We start from the raw sequence: 23,106 nt of genomic DNA on the forward strand, positions 1-23,106 counted from the left end.
AGGCGCCACGTAAGTGGCGTTTTTTTTTATTAAGACTCAAATTTTACATTGATATTTATTTTTGAAGCATCCTTAGGCTCAAGTATTAGATAGCGATCATCTTCACCAACAACTCTCCCCTCGACTTTTAAATTTTTATCATCTTTTTTCTTTAAAGAAGTAATCACTTTCAAAATATCAGAATTGAAATTATTTTGAATAATAACATGATCTTCTTTTACTTCAACAACGAGAGACTTCTCTACTTTTATAACACTCTCTTTTCCATCTACAAGAATCTTTCCATTATCAATATTTACCAATTCATCTTTACCATCAACATCGACAATACCAGCAACTTTAACTTTTTCATCCTTACCGTCAACCGCTATAAAGTCCCCTAGGATATTCACTTTTTGCTCTTTTTCATTAACTTTAATTGCTCCCCAGAAAAGAGAAAGTGTAACCTTACCATCGTCATCTTTTGAATACTTAAAAGAAGAAAATACAGCTATCCCCAGAACAACAAGGCAAATAATTGCAATTATGCCAATAGTATTTAAAAAACCACTCATACTCACTCCTCTAAGATTTCTATAAACTTATTGAGATATAGCAACCTTGAAATTAAATAACATTAGTTAACTTTAATCTTGAATTATTTACTTAGTGAATACGTAATCCGCTGCTCTAAAGTCAGAGGCCATATAAGTCATGAAAGTAATATTTTCAAGATTCTCTTTACCATACAGCAGCTCTTCTCTCTTTGACCTCTTAGCAAATTCCGATTGCACATCATCCAGGGCCTTAAGATAGTCCAATACTGATTCCTTCTTTAGATAAAAACTTCCCCTAGAACCATGTGACGTCTTTTCTTCCATTTGAAATTGATCTTGAGCATACTCGAAGAATGCACGATCAATATTGAAACTGACTAGAGCACCTAACTTCGCAGAGATATTGATATCACTCCATTTAAACAGGAGTTTTACGCGATCCTTTTCTCCTAATTCAATAAGATTAACCTTATCTAAATCTCTTAACATTGAAAGACATTCATTCTTATCGAGTCGATGTTTTGAGGCTATTTTCTTCCAATCGCCATCGACAGAAAGCAGCTCAGTAAAGAAGTGATAGATAATTGGTTTCTTTAAGAATAGAGCTTCTTGTTTATCATTGATTTTTAAAGTTGGTTCTTTTGAATTCTGAGCAATGGCAAAGAGATCTCCTAGATCAATATTAATAACATCACAAATTTGATCTAATTTACTTATAGAACAATCCTGACTTGCCATAAGCTTCTTAAGGCCAGACTCTGACATATCAATTCGGGCCGCGAGATCCTTATAATTAACCTTACGAACCTTCATTACTTCTTTTAGTGCAACAAATACGTCATTTCTCATTTCATTCTCCTTGCTATTAAGTTAATGAAGAGAAAGTAGTTCAAGCGAGAACTATTTTAAACACTTATCATAATAGTACCAATATATGGTACTTCAATAGTGTTTTAGGGTAAATATTATCGATTTTCGGCCATTATCTTCGCTGTAGAATGCGGGATAAAGCATGTACACCACCAGCATTGACTACATTCTTAAAGCCGAGTCTTTGAAGGTGTAATTTGGCCATTGCACTTCTTCCACCTGAAGCGCAGTAAACAATGACAGACTTGTTCTTATCAAGCTTTTCATAGTCAGAGGCTAGTCGATCAATTGGAATATTTACTGAGTTAGGAATTGAAAAAGAGAGAAACTCACCTTCACTACGAACATCGACTAATTGATAATCATTAGAATTCAATATTTTTTCGACCTCCTTTTTGGACTTGAAAAAGCGATATACTCGCCACAAGACAAAAGCAGAGATAATAATAAAAACCATATTGTGTCGTATAAATTGAATAAGTTCTTGCATATAAAACATCCTATTCCACTATCTTGAAGAATTATTTGATGTAGGTCAAATATCATTTAATAATTTGGAGGTATGATTAGTGAATTATAAATAAAAAAAGGAATAATATATGAAATCAATCACATCACTTCTTTCAATAATCATTACGGCAATTTTCTTAACAGCTTGTTCAACTTCTAGTAATTCGACAAGCGAGCCACTTGTAATGAATTATGAAGAGGCCAAGGTTGTTGGAAATCTAGCAATTGCTCCGCAACCGACGAAAATGACTCTTAGTAAAATCAAAAAAGATGGTTATGAAATGGTAATAAACCTAAGAGGAGAAGATGAATTTAAAGGATATAACGAAGAGGCAACGGCAAAAATGCTAAATCTTCAATACCATCAAATCCCATTCTTTAATAAGAAGAGCGAAATTGATGCTAATTCACTTTATCAAATATCAAAACTTATCGATGCTAATAAAGACAAAAAGATCTATATTCACTGCTCAAGCGGAAATCGTGCAGCAGCTTGGTATCTAACTCACCTCTACCAGTATGAAGGAATGACTAAACAAGAAGCAACAGAACTTGCTCGCAGAACAGGACTGACAAAAGCTCCTCTTGAAAACAAGGTTCTTAAATATCTAAATGAGAAATAATTCCTATTTTAGATTTTAATAAATCTTATATAATAAGTAGATAACGCTATATTTTTAAAGAGGGAGAAGACATGAAAAAGTGTATGCTTTTAGGTATGTTCGTACTTGCTGTAAGCTGTAACAAGCAAGAGGTTAAACAATTTGATGACAAAGGATTACTTACTGAAATCGATGGAGTTCTAGCTCCACTACCAGCTTCTCTAATTGATACAAAATCAAATAAGGATCTTATTCATCTAGGTAAGACACTTTACTTTGAAAAGAAGTTATCAATTAATGACACCATCTCTTGTAATTCATGCCACAAGCTAGATCAATTTGGTGTTGATAACCTACCAACATCACCAGGTCACGATGGAACTCTTGGTGGACGTAACTCTCCTACTGTTTATAATGCAGCTTTAAACTTCCTACAGTTTTGGGATGGTAGAGCGAAAGATGTTGAAGAGCAGGCACTTGGCCCTATTTTAAATCCAGTTGAGCATGGTCTTGCACAAGCATCAGATGCGATGAAAAAAATCGATACACAAGAGTACCGCGAGCTTTTTGAAAGAGCATTTGGAAATAAAGAAGCTTTCAACTTTAATAATGTTGGTGTTGCAATTGGTGCTTTTGAAAAAACACTATTAACACCAAGTCGCTATGATGAGTACTTAAATGGAGATCATTCAGCTCTTAGCTACCAAGAAAAAGTTGGTTTAAAAAAGTTTAACGAGATTGGATGTACAACATGTCATGATGGTGCCAACGTTGGTGGTGGAATGTTCCAAAAACTAGGACTTGCTGAAGAGTATCCGACTAAAGATGAAGGTCGTTTTGAAGTAACTAAGAATGAAGATGATAAGTTCTTCTTCAAGGTACCTACTCTAAGAAATATCACAAAGACAGCTCCGTATTTTCACGATGGAAGCGTAAAGACTCTTGATGAGGCCATCACTATTATGGCCAAGCACCAATTAGGTGTAGAGATCTCTGCTGAAGACAGAGAAAGTATCAAGGCCTTCCTTGGGTCACTTGAAGCTAAAGCTTTACCTAAAATGTAATTGAATAGGGCGTGAGAAATCACGCCTTTATTTTATTTCCATATGTAGAAAGAACGAAATCTTTACTATTTTAACTTGCCTGAATAATCCACAACTTAACTCCTTAGACTCAAGATTCAACTATCTCTTTGCACAACAAGATTCACATCTTGTGAAAACATAGTTTGCTTTATCGTGAAATTTTATTTACATACTTTTATCTGCTACATATTTTTAGTTTAGATTCAAATTCACATGATTCAACTGAATCAAACTAACTATAGGGAGAATTAAATGAAAAAACTAATCACGTTTATTGCCGCACTATTCGTAACAACATCAGTATTCGCTGGTATGCCTAATGAGAATGATTCATGGGAAACAATCAAAGACAACTTTATGAAAGTTACTTTTAATGAGCCAGCACTAAACCTAGATAATGGTGGAGCAATCTCAGTATTCTTTGGTTGTATTGATGGTGACACAATTAGAACAAAGAAAATGCTTAAGAGATGTGTTGAGTGGCAACACCGTGGTGGCGATAGAGATAGTATCTGTACAGCATATACTAGCTTCTACGGAAGAGCAGAGATCGTTACAGAAAGAGAAAGATGTGTAAGATGGTCACTCCAAGGAAGAAGAGATGGACGTGATATCTGTCTAGAATATGAAACTTATTCATATACTCACCCACTTTCATATGACATCGATGTACACAAAACACTTCACGGTAGAAGACATGATAATAAACTGGGTAGAAAACTATTTACTAAAAACTACACAATTGAAGCTTGTGAATAATTAAATAAAACCTAAAGGCCCTTATTAAGAGGGCCTTTCTTTGATTAGGGCAAAGATGGAAGAAGTACATAAAATTGAAGATCCAAAAGTTTCAATTTTCGACTTTGAAAATTATTGTGACTTCCTCATTAAGGCAGGGATGCCAGATGGCCTCTACTCTCATACATCCAATAATCTTAAAACATGGGCAAATCGACTTGGTTATCGATCGCCAAGTTCCTTAACAATGGTAATTAAGGGACAAAGATCCCCTAGCCTCGAAATGATCAATGCTCTTAGTGAAGATTTGGGAATGAATATGAAAGAGAAGCAATACTTCATGCTTCTTGTTCAGCTAGAAAAAGCACAAAAGAAAAATAAAGATACAAAAGAGATTCTAGAAAAAATTGCGATAATCAATCCAAGAGGAAAAGCAATCGCTCTTAGCCTCAAAGAGTTTAATGCAATTAGTGACTGGTATTTTTTGGCAATAAAGCAACTTATATCAATGCCGTCATTTATAGAAGACGAAGAATGGATCTATCATAAGCTCAGGAAGAAACCGACAATCAATCAAATCAAGTACGCTATTGAGACAATGCTTGAAACCAAGACAATTGGTAGGAATGACGATGGCCGCCTGATAGTACAAAAAGAAGGTCTTATTACAACCAATGATGTGCCTAGCTCAGCAATTAAGCGACATCACTACGGTATGATTAATCGTGCTCTAGAAGCAATCGAAGAACAACCAGTAGAAGAGCGTCAAATTACATCTGTCACAATGAAAGTTAAACAAAGCGATGTATCTGAAGCCAAAAAATTTATATTTGATTTTATAAAAGACTTCAATGAGAAATTTTCAACAAATGAAGCAGATAATCTCTACCAATTAAATACTCAATTCTTTGCCCATACTGGGGAAGTCGTTAAGCAGTAGGAAAAAATAATGAAAAGTTACTTAATTTTATCAGTAATACTATTTTCAAATTATATATTTTCAAAAGAACTTGAAAGGCTAAGTCCTTCTCAAAGTTATATCTTAACGAAGAATTTTAATAAAAAATCAAAACCTATCATGGATGCACTAGGCTCTGGAGATATCGTTGGTAATGGATCAGGACTAATCGAACAAAACTTCAGTTTTGCCTACCACAATCTTCAAAGAGCAATCTTTAATTGCCTCTCAAATAAATACGAGTGCCAAATCGACGCCCTAGAAGAAGCAATTTTAAGAGAGATCAATCAGTTATTTATTAATAAGATCTATATGAAAAGACCTCTAATTTTTGTTAGTAAGGAATATGCTGGAGAATTCTTTCATAATAGTGTTGATATGACGGCACGTATTGCAAAAACGGGATTCAGTCAACAAAGTCATATATTTATTAATCTTGAAGAGTCAGAAATTATAGCTAATGACATTCCTGCCATGATTAGTATTCTTATCCACGAATTAGGACACCAGATTGGGATTATTAGCCATAGCTACCTAGATCAACTAGGTACTAAGGTAAGAAATCAATGGGATTCGAATTGGCAATCATTTGAAATAAAGGTCGATGAACTTCCCCTTACACTACGACTATTTTCAAATGCAAAAAGTTTTATAAGCTCAAACTTAAGTTACAGCTACAATGGAAAAGTTGAACGTTTAGATAATCTTATCTACAAGCAATTATCTTGTGGAGATGAAGAAGTTGTTTATGGATTTAATTTAAATAATGGTCACTGGCAAAGGCCAAATTATCATGGGACAAAGTCAATTTTTAGAATGAACTTTTGGCTAGATACCTATTGTGAGAATCCAACTAATCAAATGAGAATTAAGCAAAATGACTTATCAATTGAATTCACCTTCAAAGATGGAGAGATTCAAGCAAAGGTTTTAATATTCTAAAAAGGATCAATCCCTTCACCATCAATAACAGAAATATTGTAGTTAATACTAGGGGTTCCATCTGATATTGAAGCACTTAAAGAGAAAGTCGAATTCGAATTAGGAGCTTTCAAATCTCCTTCTACTGTACAGACTCCAGTAAATGCACCTTCAAATCCGTAGATCTGTTTCTTTAAACAAGTTAAAGTATTTGTCTCAAGATTAATATTGTGGCTTCGTTGAATTTTGTCTTTCTCAATTAAAATTTGTGCAACTAAACCGTTTTCAACGGCCTGTTTTTCACACGACTTTTCATTTATCGTTAACTTCTTATTGTGAACACTAATATTTGCTTTCCCATCATGGATACTAACAGAATCTATTTTTATATATTTTTCACCAGCGTAAGCAGCAACAGGAATACTTGAATTCAATATGAATTTATAATCACCACATTTTGCTAAGTAACTTTTAAAAGTAATTCCAGGCACTCGCTCGATGATTTTATTAGAGATTATATAATTATCGTCATTAACTCCACTTGCTCTAAGAAGCTCATGAAGAACTAGCCATTTTACATTTTCGTTTCTTTCGATATAGTTAATCCAAACTTCTTCATTTAAAGATATCTGACCTTCACTTGCAAAGGCATCAACAATAGAGCCGGTATTATCAATTAACTTTTTTGAAGTAACTTTAATATATTTGACATCAATGACTTCCTTTAAGCTATTTAGAGAAACAAGATCCTTAATCAATTTGGGATGTTTTTTTAGCTCATTGAGAATTTCATTAGCTTCAGAAATAAAGTAGTGGCGAATATTGTCACCACCACCACTGCTTCCGACACCAAGTCGTTGAGTTTGAATTTTATAATTCTGATAAAAATCTTTCTTAATCTCCTTAGGAACTTCTAAAGACGGTATACACTTTACCTGCTCCGCTAACGCAGATTGAACTAAGAATAAAGATGTTACTAAAAATAGACCTTTCATCATATCTCCAAATTTATCACCTTCTAAGTGATACTCATGACTTTTTGAAATAATTACGTTCATTGTCTGTGTCATAGACAATTACTCTTCACATTGAAGCGTATACACATTGTAAGAAGAGGCTCTTACGGAAATCATAAATTCACAACTAGAGTTAGGGGCCCTAAGATCGCCTTGAACAAGACAGTGTCCAAACTCAGACCCGGAGAAACATTCAAGAGTTGTTGAGTCCAAATTAATTGAAAATTCTTGCTCAATTAATTGCTGATCTAATAGAACTCGTGACTTTAAATCTGAAGAGCTAGTTGCAGCGACAGAGAGTGAAATTAAAGAAATTAATAGATAAGTTACTGTTTTCATTTATGCCTCCATTGATATTTATTATTGTGAAGGCTTTATATCTAAATAAATGACACGACTCTATATAAAAGTTATAACTTTATTACTAATTATGTTATAAAATACTAACATATGAATATTTATGATTTTACCGATTACAGAGAATACTTAAGAGAATGTCTTGGCCCAAAGTCTAAGAACTTTACGAGGAAGTCTCTAAGCTACGAGCTTAATTGCCAGCTCTCTTTTATCAATCAGGTACTCACATTTCGCTCTCACTTATCTTTAGAGCATGCAATTAAAACCTCAAATTATCTCCAATTAACAGATGAGGAGAAAGACTATTTTCTTCTTATGGTTCAAAAAGATCGTGCAGGTAGTGTAGAGCTTGAGAGATATTTTCTAGAAAAAATTAATGACATACAAAATAAACGTAAAGAAATTACGAATCGAATAAAGGCCACTAATACACTAACTACTGAAGATCAAATGAAGTACTACTCAAGCTGGTACTATGTTGCAATTCATATCTTAACAGCACTTCCTACATTTAATGGGGCACAAGAGATAGCGACTCATTTAAAGTTAAATATCAAAGTCGTTAAAGATGCACTTGATTTTCTTATCGATAAAAATTTTGTCACGATAGATTCTCATGGAAAACTTGCCATTGGCAGTACGAGAATCCATCTTCCCCAAGGCTCTGACATGCTTCCACGCCATCATGTTAACTGGCGCCAAAAGGCCATGGAGTCAGTCGATCATGTCGGAGAAAATGATCTTCACTATTCAAGCTTACTTGGTATATCACGAAAAGATCTACCAGTGCTAAAAGAGAAAGTTTTAAAACTACTTGAAGAATTTGAAGTTGTTCTAAACGAAACGGGAGAAGAAATCCCTGTTGTCTTCACATTAGACCTTTTTGAGTTATAAAAGTTCCATACTTAACCTTTCTTAAGGTATGGCCGGCCATGCTTCTGTACTAAAATCTTAACAATAACAGAAGGGATTGTGATGGACTTTAGAATTGAAACAGATAGTAATGGAGAAATAAAAGTTGAGTCTTCTCGCTACTGGGGAGCACAAACTCAACGTTCATTAGAGAACTTTAAGATTGGTAAAGATCACTTTACACGAGAAATGATACGAGCATTTGGAATCCTTAAAAAAGGTGCCGCTCTTGCAAACCAAGAACTCGGTAAACTTTCAAAAGAAAAAGCGACTCTTATAATACAGGCAGCGGATGAAGTCATTGCAGGCAAACTCGATGAACACTTCCCTCTGGTTGTTTGGCAAACCGGCTCTGGCACTCAGACAAATATGAATACCAATGAAGTTATTTCAAATCGCGCAATTGAAATTAGTGGAGGTACCATGGGTACCAAATCTCCAATTCATCCCAATGATGATGTCAACAAGTCACAGTCATCAAATGACACCTTCCCTACGGCCATGCATATTGCAGCAATTGAGCAAATCGAAGAACGATTAATTCCATCACTCAATCGCTTAATTAAGACCTTCGAAATTAAATCTGAAGATTTTCAAGACATCGTAAAAATTGGAAGAACACACTTAATGGATGCAACTCCACTTACTTTAGGACAAGAGTTTTCTGGTTACACAGCTCAGCTTAAAGGAGCAAAGAAAGATATACTTCATTCTATCGAAAATTTAAGAGAGCTTGCACTAGGTGGAACGGCAGTTGGAACAGGATTAAATACACATCCTGATTACGCTAAACTTGTAGCACAAAAAATCACTATAATATCAGGTAAGAAATTTGTGACGGCACCAAATAAATTTTCATCCCTTGCAGCACATGATGCGATTGTTGCAGGTTCTGGTGCCATGAGAAGACTTGCAACGGCTTTAATGAAAATTGCAAATGATATTAGGTGGCTTGCCAGTGGTCCGCGCTGTGGGATTGGAGAAATTTCAATTCCATCTAATGAGCCTGGTTCATCTATCATGCCAGGAAAAGTAAACCCCACACAATGTGAGGCGCTAACAATGGTATGCGTACAAGTCCTAGGGAATGATGCTGCAATCGGCTTTGCTGGATCTCAAGGAAACTTTGAGCTTAATGTTTATAAACCAGTTATGATTCATAACTTTCTCCATTCACTTACATTACTTGCTGATTCAATGGATTCTTTTAATTATAATTGCGCAATTGGAATTGAACCAAACCATGAAAATATTGAGAAACATCTAAGAAATTCTCTAATGCTTGTGACGGCTTTAAACCAACATATTGGTTATGATAACGCTGCCAAGGTTGCAAAGAATGCACATGAAAAAGGATTTACTCTTAAGGAATCAGCAATTGAATTAGGGCTTTTAAGTGCTGATGATTTTGATAAATTTGTTGTGCCATCTAAGATGACACAACCTTTATAAAAAATACTACTGTTTATTATAGTGATAAATTGGTGAACCACCGGCTTCACGACATGTCTTGTAGTTTGTGAAAGTGTCTTTAACACTTAGGACAAGCTTTCCGTCGTTATATTCATAATCAAAGATTGATCCATTTGATTCAACACCAAAGTGTTGCTTCTTTAAAATACCTTCCCAAACACCAAGGTTACATTTAACTTTAGTCATTTCAAGTCCACCTTGATACTGACCTGGGCCAACATATTTAAAGTCACCCGAGTTAACTTGAGTACAATTTAGTAAGTACGGTGCCCACTTCGCACTTTTTGCAACTGCTGTCATTTCAGCTTTCTCTTCTTCAACTTTAAGTGTCACATTATATCTCATAAAGGCACCACCAAGCTTTAATGTCTCTCCTGTCGTACACTCAATACGATCAAGAAGATATGTCCCTTGAGGGATTGTTGCAAATACTGATGTTACCATTAAAAAGGCTAAAATTGTTTTCATTAGAAACTCCGTTTATTAAAAATGCTTTATTTTATATTGAATACTCATTTTAAAATTTCGTCCAACTTCATTAATATATGAGCCATGTCGACGATATGATTTATCACTTAAGTTATCAAGTCTTGTCGTAAGCTTCACTCCTTCAAATACTCCTGAAACAAACTCTTTTGAAGCAAAGACGTTGTGAAGTGTATAACCTGATGTTGCCGTTGTTCTCTCAAGTGATGCCGGATTCACTCGATCTTGCCTCATTGCCATAAGCGCATCATAACCAAGCTTTATACCGTATTGATCGAGGTGATAGTTAAATCCAAAAGTATAAGTATTTGCTGGCATATTAGAAAGCCACATCCTTCTTGAATTATCCCAACCAACACTTCGTGAATAACTTGCGGCAAGCTCAAATTGGTCGTAAAGATATTTAAGATCAAACTCTTGACCATAAAGAGTCACTTTATCTCGGTTAACAAATTGGGTCGTTCCATTTTTTCCATCAAAAATGGCATAGTCGATAATTTCTTGATCAATATAATTGTGTGCCTTTGATACATACCCACTTGCCCTAAATGTCAGAAGATCTAAATCAGAGAAAAGTTGTTTCTTAAATTCAGTTCCAAATTCAATTGTATTTGATGTTTCAGGCTTTAAGTCTAAATTAGTCACAAAGTAATTATCTGAAATAAAGAATCCATCACCCGGGCGGTGCAGTCCTGTTGCATAGACTTCTTGAACATCTGGCGAATTAAAGCCCTGAGAAAAGTTAGAAAAGAAATTAAAACCTTTGTACTCGTAATTTAATAAAATTTTTGACGAAAGGTTATTATCTTTTACATCATCAAAACCAGAATCTTTCGATTCAAGTTTATAATCACTGAAGCGAATCCCAGGTGCAACAGTTAGTCCACCTACCTTATAATTAAGCTGAGCAAATGCAGCGGCTTCAGTTATTTGTCCATCTGGATAATCAGAAACACTACCTACAGAGCTTTTTCCAGTTACTTTATCAATCGTTGCATCCGTACCAATAACAAGTTTAAGATTTTCTCTAAATTCAATATGATCTTTAAGGCGTGCTCCAAGCGTTTGAATATTACGCTCTTCTTGGCGATTATCACTATCGCGCTCTTGCTTATTAAGCTGGCCAGAATAATAGAGATTTCCTGCGTAAGAGTTATTTGTGTAATTTAATCCTAAGGATTCACGTTTGATTCTTGTCTTGCCATGAAGTGTTGTTAAATCACTTGGTGGATCAAGAGTTGCATTTAATGGCGACTCATCTTCAAGGTCATAAATCTCTCCACTTAACTTTAACTTCTGACCTTTACCAAGATCAAAAGTGAACTTTGAAGAAATATTATAATTTTCAAAAGCTGAATTCTTAAGAGTTGTCTTATCACTTAGCTTAAGATCATTTGAATCTTTATAGCTAGCGCTTATGAGGTAATCACCACCATCCATTAAACCAAAAGTTTTCAATGACTCAGCATTCATATTTGAAGCTTCTTCATATGAGTATTTAACAATACTTCCAGACTTCTCACCGGCCTCTAAATAATCTCGCCCATCTTTCGTAGCAAAAGACATTCCGCCACCAAGACTAATTCCTTGAGAATAATCTGTATTAGATTTAAAGATATCAACTTTCTTTATGCTATCTGGATCAACTGCAAGATGCGAGTAATTATGATTCGAAAAATAAAAAGTCTGCTTCACGCCATCAATGTTAACAAAAAGCTTATTGGCCTCAAGGCCACGAACCTGCGGAGTCTCACCAATAGCACGTGGTCCACCTTTAGTTGTAGCACCAGAGGTATTTTTTAAAACATCATCAATGCTTTGAGCAATTTCCTCTTCAAGCTCGTCTGAAGTAATTTCATCTTGAAGACCTAAAGCAGTGCTTTGAGCCTCCTCATAGATTTGCGCCTCGTCGGTAATATATATCGACTCCAAACGATTTACGTCTTGCGCAAAGATAAGTGAATTTGAGAGAAGGCCTAAAAAGACTAGCTTGTATTGGCCATCAAACTTTTTTATCATGTAGGCAAACTATCATATTTGACGTGATTTTTGGAATGGTTTTAGTAAAGAAGTTAGTTTTTACAGTGCGTTAGTCGTGTTACAACAACTCATATTTAATTGGTATTGCTACCTTCAAAATTTCAGACTTTAGGAAGTCTGGCATTTGAGGCAGCTCATCAAGTGCCTCTATTGTCTCAAGGGCAGATTTATCAAGAATTGCGTGGCCACTCCCCTTTTGAATTTGAATATTTGAAAGATTACTTGGATAAGAAACCTCAAAGTAAATATCAACAATTCCTTGTTTTTTTAACATCTTAGCAATTTTTGGATAGCGCTTTTGGGAAAGAATTTGATCTCTAATACTCTTGAGATACCTGGCCTTCTCATTGGCCTGTCCCGTGTTAACGACTTTATTTACCACTGGCGAATTCTCTAGAGACTGCTCTAGCGGCTTCGTTGATATTGGCCTAGCAACCTGCTTAGATCTGGCCTTCTTTTGAATTGTCTTCTTAGGTGATTGGGTAATCTTCTTCAGCTTCACCAAACGTCTAACTTGAATTACTTGGGCAGTATTTCTAGAAAAATGCGTATTAAAAGACTCTGGCTTCAAAGTCGAAGCTGATCCAAATATCAATAGTCCGTGAATTCCTATCGAAATAATTGTCGAATAGAGAAAACGATTCCTGCGCATAGCTCTTATTATCACCAAATAGGACCAAATTCACAAATGCTTTCGCATTCATGAAGTTTTTTCAATAAACATGAAGGAGTCAAAGACTCCTTCACTATTTACTATGCTGCTTTTTTCGTTTCATCTTCACCTTTCTTTTGTTTATTTTGTTTATTTTGTTTAGACTCACTGGCCTTGATATCATTTGGCCCAATTATATCAAAAGTAGGAACAATTGTTTTTACACGACTTCGATAATCCATGTATCGCGTCCCCCATTGCCTAACAAGATCCCTTTCTTCAACTGAAACGCCTGCGATAATATAGGCAGAGAAAATTCCGCTAAACATAAGATGATCAACTGTCATTTGAGGAGTAAACCACATACCGATAAGTGCACCTGTCATGATTGGGTGGCGATCAAAACTGTACATCCAACTTTCTTGAAAAGGCACACGATGAAGCGGCTTGCCTTGATAATAGTTATAAGTTTGCTCAAGACCAAACAGTTCAAAATGATTTAAAGCAAAGCTTGCAACAAAAAGGTAGGCCCAACCAGCAACACCGATACTCATAATGAGAGTCGAGGCAATTGAGTTTTCAATATTCCACAGAACAACTCCATTTTTAGGCCAAAATAAAATAGCACAATGAAGTGTTATACCCGACATCAGAACATAGAGCGATCTCTCTGCCGCAGCTGGAATATATTGATTAATAAATCTTTTAAAAGTCTGCCTTGCCATTACTGTATGCTGGATCGCAAATAAACTAGTAAGCCCGATGGCAATTGCAAAGGCACTTCCCACAGAGTCTGTTGTATAGTTTACAATTCCATACTGAAAAGGAATTAGCCCCAGCATACTACCAATCCAACCGACAAGCGCAGAAAAGCCTACTAAGTAGCTAATCACTCCGAATGTTAAAACACCTGTTTTGTTCGTCATATTATCCTTCCTATGTTGTTGTGAGTTTCTTCATTATAAATTGAATAACAACACGGAAATAGAGAATCAAAACGGCCAGCGTGATAGACGTAAACACCTAATAGCAGAGCAAGTTAAGTCAAATTAGTAAAAATTAGTTTTTCTAAAAAATCATTTACTCTGCATTTCCCTAAGAACCATTTGTAAAATTCCACCATGAGTATAGTAGTCAACTTCAGCTTGTGCATCGACTCTTAAAATAACATCAAACACTTCAATACTTCCATCATCACGCTTCATTTCTATGCTTAGTTCTTTACGTGGACTGATACCTTCTTCAATACCTTTAATCGTAAATGTTTCTAGACCAGTAATCTTTAAATTTTTAGCACTTTGACCTTCTTTAAACTGCAGCGGTAGAACTCCCATACAAACGAGATTACTGCGGTGGATTCTTTCATAACTTTCAGCTAAGACGGCCTTTATCCCAAGTAATGTCGTTCCTTTTGCTGCCCAGTCTCGTGAACTTCCCGAGCCATATGCACTACCTGCAATGACAATTAAAGGAATATCATCTTCTTGATAGCGCTTAGAAGCATCATAAATACTCATCTGTTCACGACTTGGTAGATGTGTTGTCCATGGCCCTTCTGTCCCTGGGGCCATATCATTTCTCAATCGAATATTTCCAAAAGTTCCACGAATCATTACTTCGTGATTACCACGGCGTGAACCAAAGCTATTAAAGTCTTTTTGTGAAACACCTTGCTCCATTAAATACTTTCCGGCCGGAGAATCCTTTCCAATTGTTCCGGCAGGTGAGATATGGTCTGTCGTTATAGAATCTCCAAGTAAGCACATGACTCTTGCTTCATTGATATTCTTAAGAGGTGCTACATCTTTTGGTAAATTTACAAAGAAGTCGGGCTCTCTAACGTATGTCGAGTTTGTTTGCCATTCAAATAGATCACCTTTTGGTACGGCCATACTCTTCCACTTATCATCACCGGCAAAAATTCGTCCGTATTCATACTCGTATTGCTCTGAACTTACTGAAGAAGCGATCAAGTCTTGAATTTCACTTGCTGTCGGCCAAATATCTTTTAGAAAAATATCTTTTCCATCTTTATTTTGCCCTATTGCTTCAGTTGATAAGTCACAAAGGAAAGTTCCTGTCAGAGCATAGGCTACACAAAGAGGTGGTGAGGCCAGGTAACTTGCTTTAATTTGACTATGAACTCGTCCTTCAAAGTTTCGATTACCTGATAAAACAGAAACTACCGCAAGCTCATTCTCATTAATATCTTTTGAAACTTCTTCAGGCAGTGGCCCAGAGTTTCCAATACATGTAGTACAACCATACCCTACTAAGTTAAATCCAAGTTTCTCTAAATATGGAAGTAACCCTGCCTTTTTTAAATAATTTGTAACAACACGAGAACCAGGAGCAAGAGAAGTTTTAACCCAAGGTTTTGTACTAAGACCTGCTTCAACTGCCTTCTTTGCAACAAGCCCTGCGGCAAGCATGACTGATGGATTTGAAGTATTTGTACAACTAGTTATCGCTGCAATTGCAACATCACCATGTTTAATAACTTTTCCCTCATTTTTTCCAACTTTAAAATTATCATCAAATGATTTACGAGCATCTTTAAGATTAACTCTCTGCTGAGGTAGTTTAGGGCCGGCAAGACTTGGTACAACACTACTTAAATCTAAGTCTAAAACTTCAGTAAACTGAGGCTCTCTATCTCCATCATTTCTAAATAGGCCTTGTTCTTTTGTGTACTTTTCAACCAACTCTACTTTATCACCTCGACCTGTCATAACTAAGTAATCGAGAGTCACCTGATCCACTGGAAATAAAGTTGCAGTTGCACCGAATTCTGGTGACATATTTGAAAGAGTGGCTCGATCTGCAATACTTAAACTACTTAGGCCATCTCCGAAAAATTCAACAAACTTCCCAACAACACCGTGTTTACGAAGCATTTCAGTAAGAGTTAGTACTAAATCAGTAGCAGTTGCTCCAGCTGGCAATGTCCCTTTTGTACGAATACCGATAACAATTGGTGCAGGTAAGAACATTGGTTGTCCAAGCATTGCCGCTTCTGCCTCAATTCCACCAACGCCCCAACCAAGTACACCCAATCCATTAATCATTGGAGTATGTGAGTCTGTCCCCACTAGAGTATCAGGGATCGCCCATCCATTCTTACTCTGAACAACATGACCAAGGTGCTCAAGGTTTACCTGATGGCAAATCCCCATACCAGGAGGAACCACTCGAAAATCTTGAAATGCCTGTTGGGCCCAGTTTAAAAGAGCATAGCGTTCTGCATTTCTCTCATATTCAAGCTCCAAGTTCTTTTCATATGAATCAGCATGCCCGAAATTATCAACTTGGACAGAGTGATCAATAACTAAATCAACTCCAACATATGGATTTACTTTTTTAGGATCTCCCCCTGCTCTGGCCATTGCACTTCTCATTGCGGCCAAATCGACAACGGCCGGGACCCCAGTGAAGTCTTGCATAAGAACTCTTGCAGGCATAAAAGCAAGAGAGGCTTTTTTATCATAGCCACTGCCCCATTTTACGAGAGCTTCAACATCAGTGAGTTTAACATCTTTTCCATCTACTCTTCTTGCAATATTCTCAAGAAGAATTTTAATTGTATGAGGAAGTGTTTCAATATTTACGCCATACTTTTCACATAGATTCTTTAAACTTATGTAAGATAAGCTTGTATTTTTTAATTCTAAAACTTTTTCAATTTCTTTGATCTTATTTTCCATAAAAAATCCTTGGTATAGATTTAATTAAGTATATTTAAATATCTTAGTGATAAACTTGGTTATCAAATTAGTTTAAATGGTTTTTTTAATATTTTACTTTTCGGATAATCACTTATGATATTAAATTTTTATAGTTTAATGAATTTACAATTAAATGTTAGAATAAGAATAATTAACTACATTTTATAAAGGGATTAATATGAGCTATGACTTACCTCCACATAATGTTGGTGTAGAAGAGTTTAAAGGAAATAAAATATTCAAAATTTATAAAGTTGATGAAGAAGGCAACGAACTTGAGAAGTATGGTACGGTAATGAGTTTCGGCTTAACTAAAGCAAAATACATTCTTGAGCATGTTGATGAAATCAAAAAATTTGTTGATACATTTTCAAAAGAATAAAACAAGGAAGTTTAAATGAAAAAAATTATTTTTACCTTAATGCTCACTATGCCTATCTTTGCAGGTGAATGTTATAAATCACTATGCCAAGATGATAAGGTTATGGATGTCTTTGGTTGGTCTGGATACGTTGTAAGCTTTGATCAATCAAAAGATATGGTTGAGGTAGAGCTTGCTCATGGGCCAGGTACATACTCATTTCCATATTCAGAACTAGGTAAATCAGTTGAGTGTTTTGAAAAAATTTGCGTAGAAGATAAAGTTATCGACAAGTACAACGAAGTCGATATTGTTCTTGAAATTTATACTCATGGCAAGGCCAGAGTTTACTCACCAAATCGTGATGGTGAGTTTATCATGGATACAAAAACACTAATCAAATACTAGAAAGTGATGTCATTCTGACCAGGCAACTGGTCAGATCACTTAATTTTTCTTAAGTTTCTTACTTTTGACAGAATCATCCTAAAAATTCATCTATCATATTTGCAAATAATAAATTGAATCACTATAGTATTTCTAAATTGACTTAGGGATAAATTAAACTTGTAATACATAGGATAGTAGTATGAAGTACGTTTTATTCCTTGCCATCTTAGCGCAAAGTTATTCATTCGCTTTTTCTCACGAAAGCACTCTAAATAATGAATTAAAATCATTATTCAATGGATTCAAAAAAGACATTATTTTCAATATTAATAAAGAAGTTAAAGAAAATTTTAACAACAAAGAAATTGGCAGTAATTTAAAACTTATGAGTGCCAATATTGCTGAAACAAATATTCTCGACTTCCCAATAGAATTCTATGAAATTACGGATAATAAAATTGTTGTTGGTATTCCAGATTCTAATAAATGGAAATTAAAGCTAAGAGCTCGTTTAAGATACAAAACAAAATGGTTTCGCATGACAAAGCTTATTAAGCTAAATATCAAAGAGCTAAAGTTTAAATACGTTATCAATTATGACAGAGATGAAAATAGTGTTATCAGAGTTAAGTCAATTGATACTATCGACAAGAAATTAAAACTTGATCTTAAAGCTTCAAATGTACTTCTAAACGGAGTACTTGTTTCGACAAAAAAAGTTCTAAAAAAGAAAATCAACAAATCCTTTGATAAATTATTGGCGCAAGGTAGTGAACAATTAAAAACAGTATTCGTACTAAATGAGCGTTTTAGACAAGCAACTCCTGAACGCCTAAAAACTCCTCCACTTTATAGCTTTTCAGACCTAGAGGACACAATTGAAAATATCGAAGACAAAATAGCAGAAAAACATTTAATTAATGGTACTGTTCTCAATTTAATTTATGATCAAAATGATTATATTTCTTGGTTTGATGCTTATGGGCCAAATGGTATTGGAACAAAAGGAAATGTAGTTGGTTTTGGAACTTTTTCAGATGCTGCGATTTGGAATGGTGCCTATCTTGCATCTCAAGCTTTTCGCTATAGTGTTTCTCAAAATGAAAAAGCCTTAAATAATATTAGAATCAATCTTGATGGTATTGGAAATCTATTAGGAGTAAATGGGTTTACTGGTTTACTTTCAAGATCTGCACAACCCCTTAACAGCATGGCCGGTCGTGCTTTGATGGCCAATAGAGACCCTCTAGATTATGAAATCGTCGATTACAAAGGTGAAAAATGGGTAAACCATCACGAGAAGAAAGGTATTACAAGAGATCAATACACAGGAATTATTTTTGGACTTACGATCGTCTATGATCTTATTGAAGACGAAGAGATTAAGACAAAAGCTGCTTCATATTATCGCATGATGCTTGATTATCTTATTCGTAATAATTGGACAATTTCTGAAGACCGTGAAATCAGCATCACTCCTGCAAAAGTAATTGCTCCAACTGTCTGGTTTGGAAGTCCTGAGCAGCAACTTAATATGTTATTGATTGGACAACATATGTTTCCTGGACAATACACACAAGAACTTAACCGCATGTCTGAATTAAGTAAGACTGCTTATATTTTTCATAATATTACAGCAAAAGATAATGTTAATAAGTATTATAAATTCAACTTACTTAATATGCACTTCTACAATTACTTTAGACTTGAAAAGAACCAAGAGCGCCGTGCAGATATGCTTAGAAGCTATAACGTTATTAAGTACAGCACAGGAAATCACGACAACTCTTTCTTTAATTTAATTGAATACTCTTTTAATCCTGATGCGGTTTCGCAAGAGAAGATCACACGAATTCAAGAAAATCTTGTACGCTTCTTAGAACGCTCTCCAAGAAATGTAAGTGTTGTAAAACCACCACTAGAAGACATTGAACTTGTGCAATACCCTGAGTATGGTGGAAAAGGTTTCATGTCTATTTCCGCAGACCCACTTGATATCAGGCATCGCCATCCTGGTGGATCATTCATGTGGCAAAGAGAACCATACACTGTAGGCTATGAAAAAAGAGGTGCTGCTAGAGACGAGAACCCTGGCTACGATATCACTTTAATCTACTGGATGAGTAAGTATTACGGGCTCTAGCTATAAAATAGCATCAACTCCAAAACTTCATTTTCTGTCGGTACCATATAGTGAGACTTCATTCTATCAATAGTGATGAGGTCTCCTTTACTTACTTTAGTAATTTCACCCTCAATATGAATCGCTCCACTTCCTGATGTAATATAAACAACTTCTTTTTGCGGATGCTTATGAGCACGGCCCCTCTTTGAAAAAGAAAGGAAGTTCACTTCACTTACTTGACTAATATCTAACTTAACTAAATGACCAAATGATGTTTCTAACATGACGACTCTCCATGCTTAACATTACTTTGTGAGAGATTTTCTGAACAATATATAATCGGTATTTTTACTATTCCAGAGTGGAATCATAAGAACCTGACCGAGAAAGCTCGGCCAGGCATATTACTAATTAGTATTTTAAATCAAAACGATCTGCTTGCATTACTTTAGTCCAAGCCTTAACGAAGTCTTGCATAAATTTCTTTTGACCATCGTTAGCAGCGTAAACTTCAGCGACAGCTCTTAGCTCAGCATGGGAACCAAAGACTAAGTCAACAGGAGTCGCAGTGTACTTAACCTTTCCAGACTTTCTGTCCACACCATTGTATAGTCCAGGAGTACTTGATTTAACCCACTTATTGTCCATCGTTAGAAGATTTACAAAGAAGTCATTTGTAAGTTTTCCAGGACGACTTGTGAATACACCATTTTTAGATCCATCTGCGTTTGCATCAAGAGCGCGCATCCCACCGATAAGAACTGTCATTTCAGGAACTGTTAGACCTAACATATTTGCTTTATCAATAAGCATATATATAGGAGTTCTTCCAGACTCTTCTGTGTAGTAGTTACGGAAAGCATCTGCTTTTGGCTCTAAGAAAGCAAAAGATGTTACATCTGTTTGTCTCTGAGTTGCGTCCCCTCTCCCTGAAGAGAATGGAACCTTAACTTTGTTACCAGAAGCCTTCTCGATTGCAGCAGCTCCCCCAAGAACAATTGTGTCAGCTAAAGAAACTCCATGTCTTTTACTAATTTTTGAAAGCTTAGCAATCACTGCATCAACGTTTGAGGCCTTATTAATTGCCCAATCTTTTTGTGGGGCCAGACGAATTCGTGCACCATTTGCACCACCACGCATATCAGTTCCACGATAAGTAGAAGCTGAGGCCCATGCAGTTCTAACAAGATCTGATACAGACAGACCCGATTTTAAGATATCAGACTTAACTGCAGATGCTGTTGCATTAGAGATCTTCTTTCCTTTCGGAGTTGGATCTTGCCATTTAAAAGAAGTTTTTGGAACTTCCTTACCAATATAGCGAGCTTGTGGCCCCATATCACGGTGAGTAAGTTTGAACCATGCTTTAGCAAATGCGTATTCAAATTTCTTTGGATCATCTAAAAAGCTCTTAGAGATTTTTGCATATGCAGGATCTTCTTTAAGTGCAATATCTGTTGTGAACATGATTGGTGCGTGACGCTTATCTTTTATGTGAGCATCTGGAACCATATCAGCTGCGCCTTCATCAGTTGGAATCCACTGATGTGCACCCGCTGGAGATTTCGTAAGCTTCCACTCAAATGCCCATAGATTATCTAAGTAACCAGTTGTCCATTGAGTAGGTGTTGCATTCCAAGCACCTTCAAGACCAGAAGTAATTGTGTCTTCTGAGTGACCCTTTCCACACTTGTTCTTCCAACCAAAACCTTGATTCTCAATTGGTGCTCCGGCAGGATCTTTTTCTAAACAGTCATCTGGTTTATGAGCACCGTGTGCCTTACCAAAAGTGTGTCCACCAGCGATAAGAGCAACTGTTTCTTCATCATCCATTCCCATTCTTCCAAATGTTTCACGAATATCTTTTGCAGCAAGTAATGGATCAGGATTTCCGTTTGGCCCTTCAGGGTTTACATAAATTAGTCCCATCTGTACTGCGGCAAGTGGTCTTTCAAGATCGCGCTCACCTTTATATCTTTTGTCACCAGCAAGCCACTGAGTCTCTGGTCCCCAGTAAACAAGATCAGCTTCCCAATCGTCTGTTCGGCCACCGGCAAAGCCGATTGTTTTAAATCCCATATCTTCAAGTGATACGTTACCAGCAAGAACCATTAAGTCTGCCCATGAAATTTTATTTCCATATTTCTTTTTAACTGGCCAAAGTAATCTCCTGGCCTTGTCTAGTGAAACGTTATCTGGCCAACTATTAAGTGGTTCAAAACGTTGTTGACCACCACCGCCGCCTCCGCGACCATCATGAGATCTATATGTTCCAACACTGTGCCATGCCATACGAATAAAAAATGGCCCATAGTGACCGTAATCTGCTGGCCACCAATCTTGGGATGTTGTTAATGTTTTTCTGATGTCTTTTTTCACTGCTGAAAGATTTAGTGATTTAAATTCTTTTGCATAATTAAACTTAGGACCTAATGGACTTGACTCGAGAGAGTGCTGCCTAAGTGGTGTTAAATCGATTCGGCTAGGCCACCAAAAGTTATTCGGCTTGGCTTCACCGCTTGCAAATTGCTGTTTCATATTATCATTTGAGTTCGATGCACAACTCAAAAGCGTTACTGCAGCAATTAACAAAGGTAGTTTTCTTTTCATATTTGGCTCCTTTGAAAATCTATGTTTTCGATGCAATCAGTATCGATGAAAGACAGGTGTAAAGATAATATATTTTGTCTATATCAGGATAGATTTTGACTATGGAAGCTCAAACTTAATTTTTCTTAACTATCACCGCAACAGGTCAATTAATTAAACAAGTATTCGAATTTATTGATATCTTTCGGAGGAAGCATAGAGTTGAGATAGTGACGATAGTGCTCAATATGGCTATTCATGTCGCTTATGAGGTAGAAGAATTTTTCTTTAAATTCTCGACATTTTAGATAGGTTTTCCATTCTCCACGCTCAAGAGAGTCTTCAACTTTTTTAAAAAAGTTGATCTGCATTTTCTTTAATTCTTCATTGTGAAAGAACATATGGCCATGCTCAAGATCATGTAGAAAAAACTCTAAACAATCTTCACGCATGAGTATCGGTTTAAAGTTTTCTTGCTCAATTAATGTCACAGGACGAATCCCCTGTGCCTGAAACTTTAAAACTTCATATGGTGATGGAATATAATCGAGAAGTTCAAACTCCCATTGATTATTCCCCCAATGCATTAGAGCATTGAGGGCCTTTGCTTTAACTTTTTTGAAGTTAAAAGTTTTTAAAATAGATAGGTAGTCTTCATGTGTTGATGCAGCCTCAATAGCAGCGGCCAATTTACGATTAGGATATTTCCTTTCGTGATTTACGAGAAAAAATAATAAAGCACTACTCGCTTGACTCATAA

Annotated in this window: 23 protein-coding genes; 10 read left to right on the plus strand and 13 right to left on the minus strand. The window is 35.9% G+C overall.

What is annotated here, in order from left to right; translation table 11 throughout:
* Nucleotides 1–29: 29 nt before the first annotated feature.
* The 3 genes from ACMAYL_RS13750 to ACMAYL_RS13760 form a co-directional block, all read right to left on the minus strand.
* Nucleotides 30–554: a hypothetical protein gene (locus tag ACMAYL_RS13750; protein WP_392993156.1), complete on the minus strand. Its 525-nt coding sequence runs from the start codon at nt 552–554 to the stop codon at nt 30–32.
* A gap of 87 nt (nt 555–641) precedes the next feature.
* Complete coding sequence (locus ACMAYL_RS13755) at nt 642–1,385, minus strand: helix-turn-helix domain-containing protein (protein WP_412471256.1); 744 nt, start codon at nt 1,383–1,385, stop codon at nt 642–644.
* Between the two features lie 133 nt (nt 1,386–1,518).
* A complete protein-coding gene (locus tag ACMAYL_RS13760; RefSeq protein ID WP_103217968.1) occupies nt 1,519–1,905 on the minus strand; it encodes a rhodanese-like domain-containing protein in 387 nt (128 codons plus the stop codon).
* 100 nt (nt 1,906–2,005) lie between these two features.
* On the opposite strand from ACMAYL_RS13760, the gene ACMAYL_RS13765 reads away from it, so the two are divergent.
* The 5 genes from ACMAYL_RS13765 (at nt 2,006) to ACMAYL_RS13785 (ending at nt 6,241) form a co-directional block, all read left to right on the plus strand.
* Nucleotides 2,006–2,539, plus strand: a complete 534-nt coding sequence (locus ACMAYL_RS13765; protein WP_412470298.1) for a hypothetical protein — start codon at nt 2,006–2,008, stop codon at nt 2,537–2,539.
* A gap of 71 nt (nt 2,540–2,610) precedes the next feature.
* Nucleotides 2,611–3,582 (plus strand): cytochrome c peroxidase, encoded by a 972-nt coding sequence (locus tag ACMAYL_RS13770; protein ID WP_412470299.1) that lies wholly within the window; start codon nt 2,611–2,613, stop codon nt 3,580–3,582.
* A gap of 273 nt (nt 3,583–3,855) precedes the next feature.
* Nucleotides 3,856–4,362: a hypothetical protein gene (locus ACMAYL_RS13775; protein ID WP_392993165.1), complete on the plus strand. Its 507-nt coding sequence runs from the start codon at nt 3,856–3,858 to the stop codon at nt 4,360–4,362.
* Between the two features lie 40 nt (nt 4,363–4,402).
* Nucleotides 4,403–5,281 carry a DUF4423 domain-containing protein gene (locus ACMAYL_RS13780; protein WP_412470300.1) on the plus strand — a complete coding sequence of 293 codons (879 nt, stop codon included), beginning with the start codon at nt 4,403–4,405 and terminating at the stop codon, nt 5,279–5,281.
* 9 nt (nt 5,282–5,290) lie between these two features.
* Nucleotides 5,291–6,241 carry a hypothetical protein gene (locus tag ACMAYL_RS13785; RefSeq protein WP_412470301.1) on the plus strand — a complete coding sequence of 317 codons (951 nt, stop codon included), beginning with the start codon at nt 5,291–5,293 and terminating at the stop codon, nt 6,239–6,241.
* On the opposite strand, the gene ACMAYL_RS13790 is transcribed toward ACMAYL_RS13785, so the two are convergent.
* Both ACMAYL_RS13790 and ACMAYL_RS13795 read right to left on the minus strand, forming a co-directional pair.
* Nucleotides 6,238–7,290, minus strand: a complete 1,053-nt coding sequence (locus ACMAYL_RS13790; RefSeq protein ID WP_412471257.1) for a hypothetical protein — start codon at nt 7,288–7,290, stop codon at nt 6,238–6,240. The two genes, ACMAYL_RS13785 and ACMAYL_RS13790, sit on opposite strands and share 4 nt — an antisense overlap.
* Before the next feature lie 6 nt (nt 7,291–7,296).
* Nucleotides 7,297–7,575 carry a hypothetical protein gene (locus tag ACMAYL_RS13795; protein ID WP_412471258.1) on the minus strand — a complete coding sequence of 93 codons (279 nt, stop codon included), beginning with the start codon at nt 7,573–7,575 and terminating at the stop codon, nt 7,297–7,299.
* A 111-nt stretch (nt 7,576–7,686) separates the two neighbouring features.
* Here ACMAYL_RS13795 and ACMAYL_RS13800 point away from each other — a divergent pair, with 111 nt between their 5' ends.
* Both ACMAYL_RS13800 and fumC read left to right on the plus strand, forming a co-directional pair.
* The gene (locus ACMAYL_RS13800; RefSeq protein ID WP_412471259.1) at nt 7,687–8,487 is read left to right on the plus strand and encodes a TIGR02147 family protein; all 801 of its coding nucleotides are present in this window, start codon (nt 7,687–7,689) and stop codon (nt 8,485–8,487) included.
* Nucleotides 8,488–8,568: 81 nt separating this feature from the next.
* A complete protein-coding gene (gene fumC, locus ACMAYL_RS13805) occupies nt 8,569–9,957 on the plus strand; it encodes a class II fumarate hydratase (RefSeq protein ID WP_412471324.1) in 1,389 nt (462 codons plus the stop codon).
* Between the two features lie 6 nt (nt 9,958–9,963).
* Here fumC and ACMAYL_RS13810 read toward each other — a convergent pair whose 3' ends face one another.
* The 5 genes from ACMAYL_RS13810 to acnA all read right to left on the minus strand — a co-directional run bounded on the left by ACMAYL_RS13810 (nt 9,964) and on the right by acnA (nt 16,860).
* Nucleotides 9,964–10,446: a hypothetical protein gene (locus ACMAYL_RS13810; protein ID WP_103217960.1), complete on the minus strand. Its 483-nt coding sequence runs from the start codon at nt 10,444–10,446 to the stop codon at nt 9,964–9,966.
* A gap of 15 nt (nt 10,447–10,461) precedes the next feature.
* A complete protein-coding gene (locus ACMAYL_RS13815) occupies nt 10,462–12,483 on the minus strand; it encodes a TonB-dependent receptor domain-containing protein (protein ID WP_412471260.1) in 2,022 nt (673 codons plus the stop codon).
* Between the two features lie 79 nt (nt 12,484–12,562).
* Nucleotides 12,563–13,156, minus strand: coding sequence for an energy transducer TonB (locus ACMAYL_RS13820; RefSeq protein WP_412471261.1), 594 nt, complete (start codon nt 13,154–13,156; stop codon nt 12,563–12,565).
* Nucleotides 13,157–13,257: 101 nt separating this feature from the next.
* Nucleotides 13,258–14,082: a methyltransferase family protein gene (locus ACMAYL_RS13825; protein ID WP_412471262.1), complete on the minus strand. Its 825-nt coding sequence runs from the start codon at nt 14,080–14,082 to the stop codon at nt 13,258–13,260.
* A 150-nt stretch (nt 14,083–14,232) separates the two neighbouring features.
* Nucleotides 14,233–16,860, minus strand: a complete 2,628-nt coding sequence (acnA, locus tag ACMAYL_RS13830) for an aconitate hydratase AcnA (protein ID WP_412471263.1) — start codon at nt 16,858–16,860, stop codon at nt 14,233–14,235.
* Between the two features lie 199 nt (nt 16,861–17,059).
* Here acnA and ACMAYL_RS13835 point away from each other — a divergent pair, with 199 nt between their 5' ends.
* The 3 genes from ACMAYL_RS13835 to ACMAYL_RS13845 all read left to right on the plus strand — a co-directional run bounded on the left by ACMAYL_RS13835 (nt 17,060) and on the right by ACMAYL_RS13845 (nt 19,775).
* Nucleotides 17,060–17,263 carry a hypothetical protein gene (locus ACMAYL_RS13835; RefSeq protein WP_103217955.1) on the plus strand — a complete coding sequence of 68 codons (204 nt, stop codon included), beginning with the start codon at nt 17,060–17,062 and terminating at the stop codon, nt 17,261–17,263.
* A 15-nt stretch (nt 17,264–17,278) separates the two neighbouring features.
* The gene (locus ACMAYL_RS13840) at nt 17,279–17,650 is read left to right on the plus strand and encodes a hypothetical protein (protein ID WP_412471264.1); all 372 of its coding nucleotides are present in this window, start codon (nt 17,279–17,281) and stop codon (nt 17,648–17,650) included.
* A gap of 181 nt (nt 17,651–17,831) precedes the next feature.
* On the plus strand, nt 17,832–19,775 hold the full coding sequence (locus ACMAYL_RS13845) for a hypothetical protein (RefSeq protein WP_412471265.1): 1,944 nt from the start codon (nt 17,832–17,834) through the stop codon (nt 19,773–19,775).
* On the opposite strand, the gene ACMAYL_RS13850 is transcribed toward ACMAYL_RS13845, so the two are convergent.
* The 3 genes from ACMAYL_RS13850 to ACMAYL_RS13860 form a co-directional block, all read right to left on the minus strand.
* Complete coding sequence (locus ACMAYL_RS13850; protein WP_103217952.1) at nt 19,772–20,041, minus strand: cupin domain-containing protein; 270 nt, start codon at nt 20,039–20,041, stop codon at nt 19,772–19,774. The two genes, ACMAYL_RS13845 and ACMAYL_RS13850, sit on opposite strands and share 4 nt — an antisense overlap.
* A gap of 127 nt (nt 20,042–20,168) precedes the next feature.
* Nucleotides 20,169–22,295 (minus strand): catalase/peroxidase HPI, encoded by a 2,127-nt coding sequence (katG, locus tag ACMAYL_RS13855; protein WP_368667184.1) that lies wholly within the window; start codon nt 22,293–22,295, stop codon nt 20,169–20,171.
* 221 nt (nt 22,296–22,516) lie between these two features.
* Complete coding sequence (locus ACMAYL_RS13860; protein WP_412470307.1) at nt 22,517–23,104, minus strand: hypothetical protein; 588 nt, start codon at nt 23,102–23,104, stop codon at nt 22,517–22,519.
* Between the last annotated feature and the right edge of the window lie 2 nt (nt 23,105–23,106).

Source organism: Halobacteriovorax sp. RT-2-4 (assembly GCF_047085445.1).
Lineage (GTDB): Bacteria > Bdellovibrionota > Bacteriovoracia > Bacteriovoracales > Bacteriovoracaceae > Halobacteriovorax_A.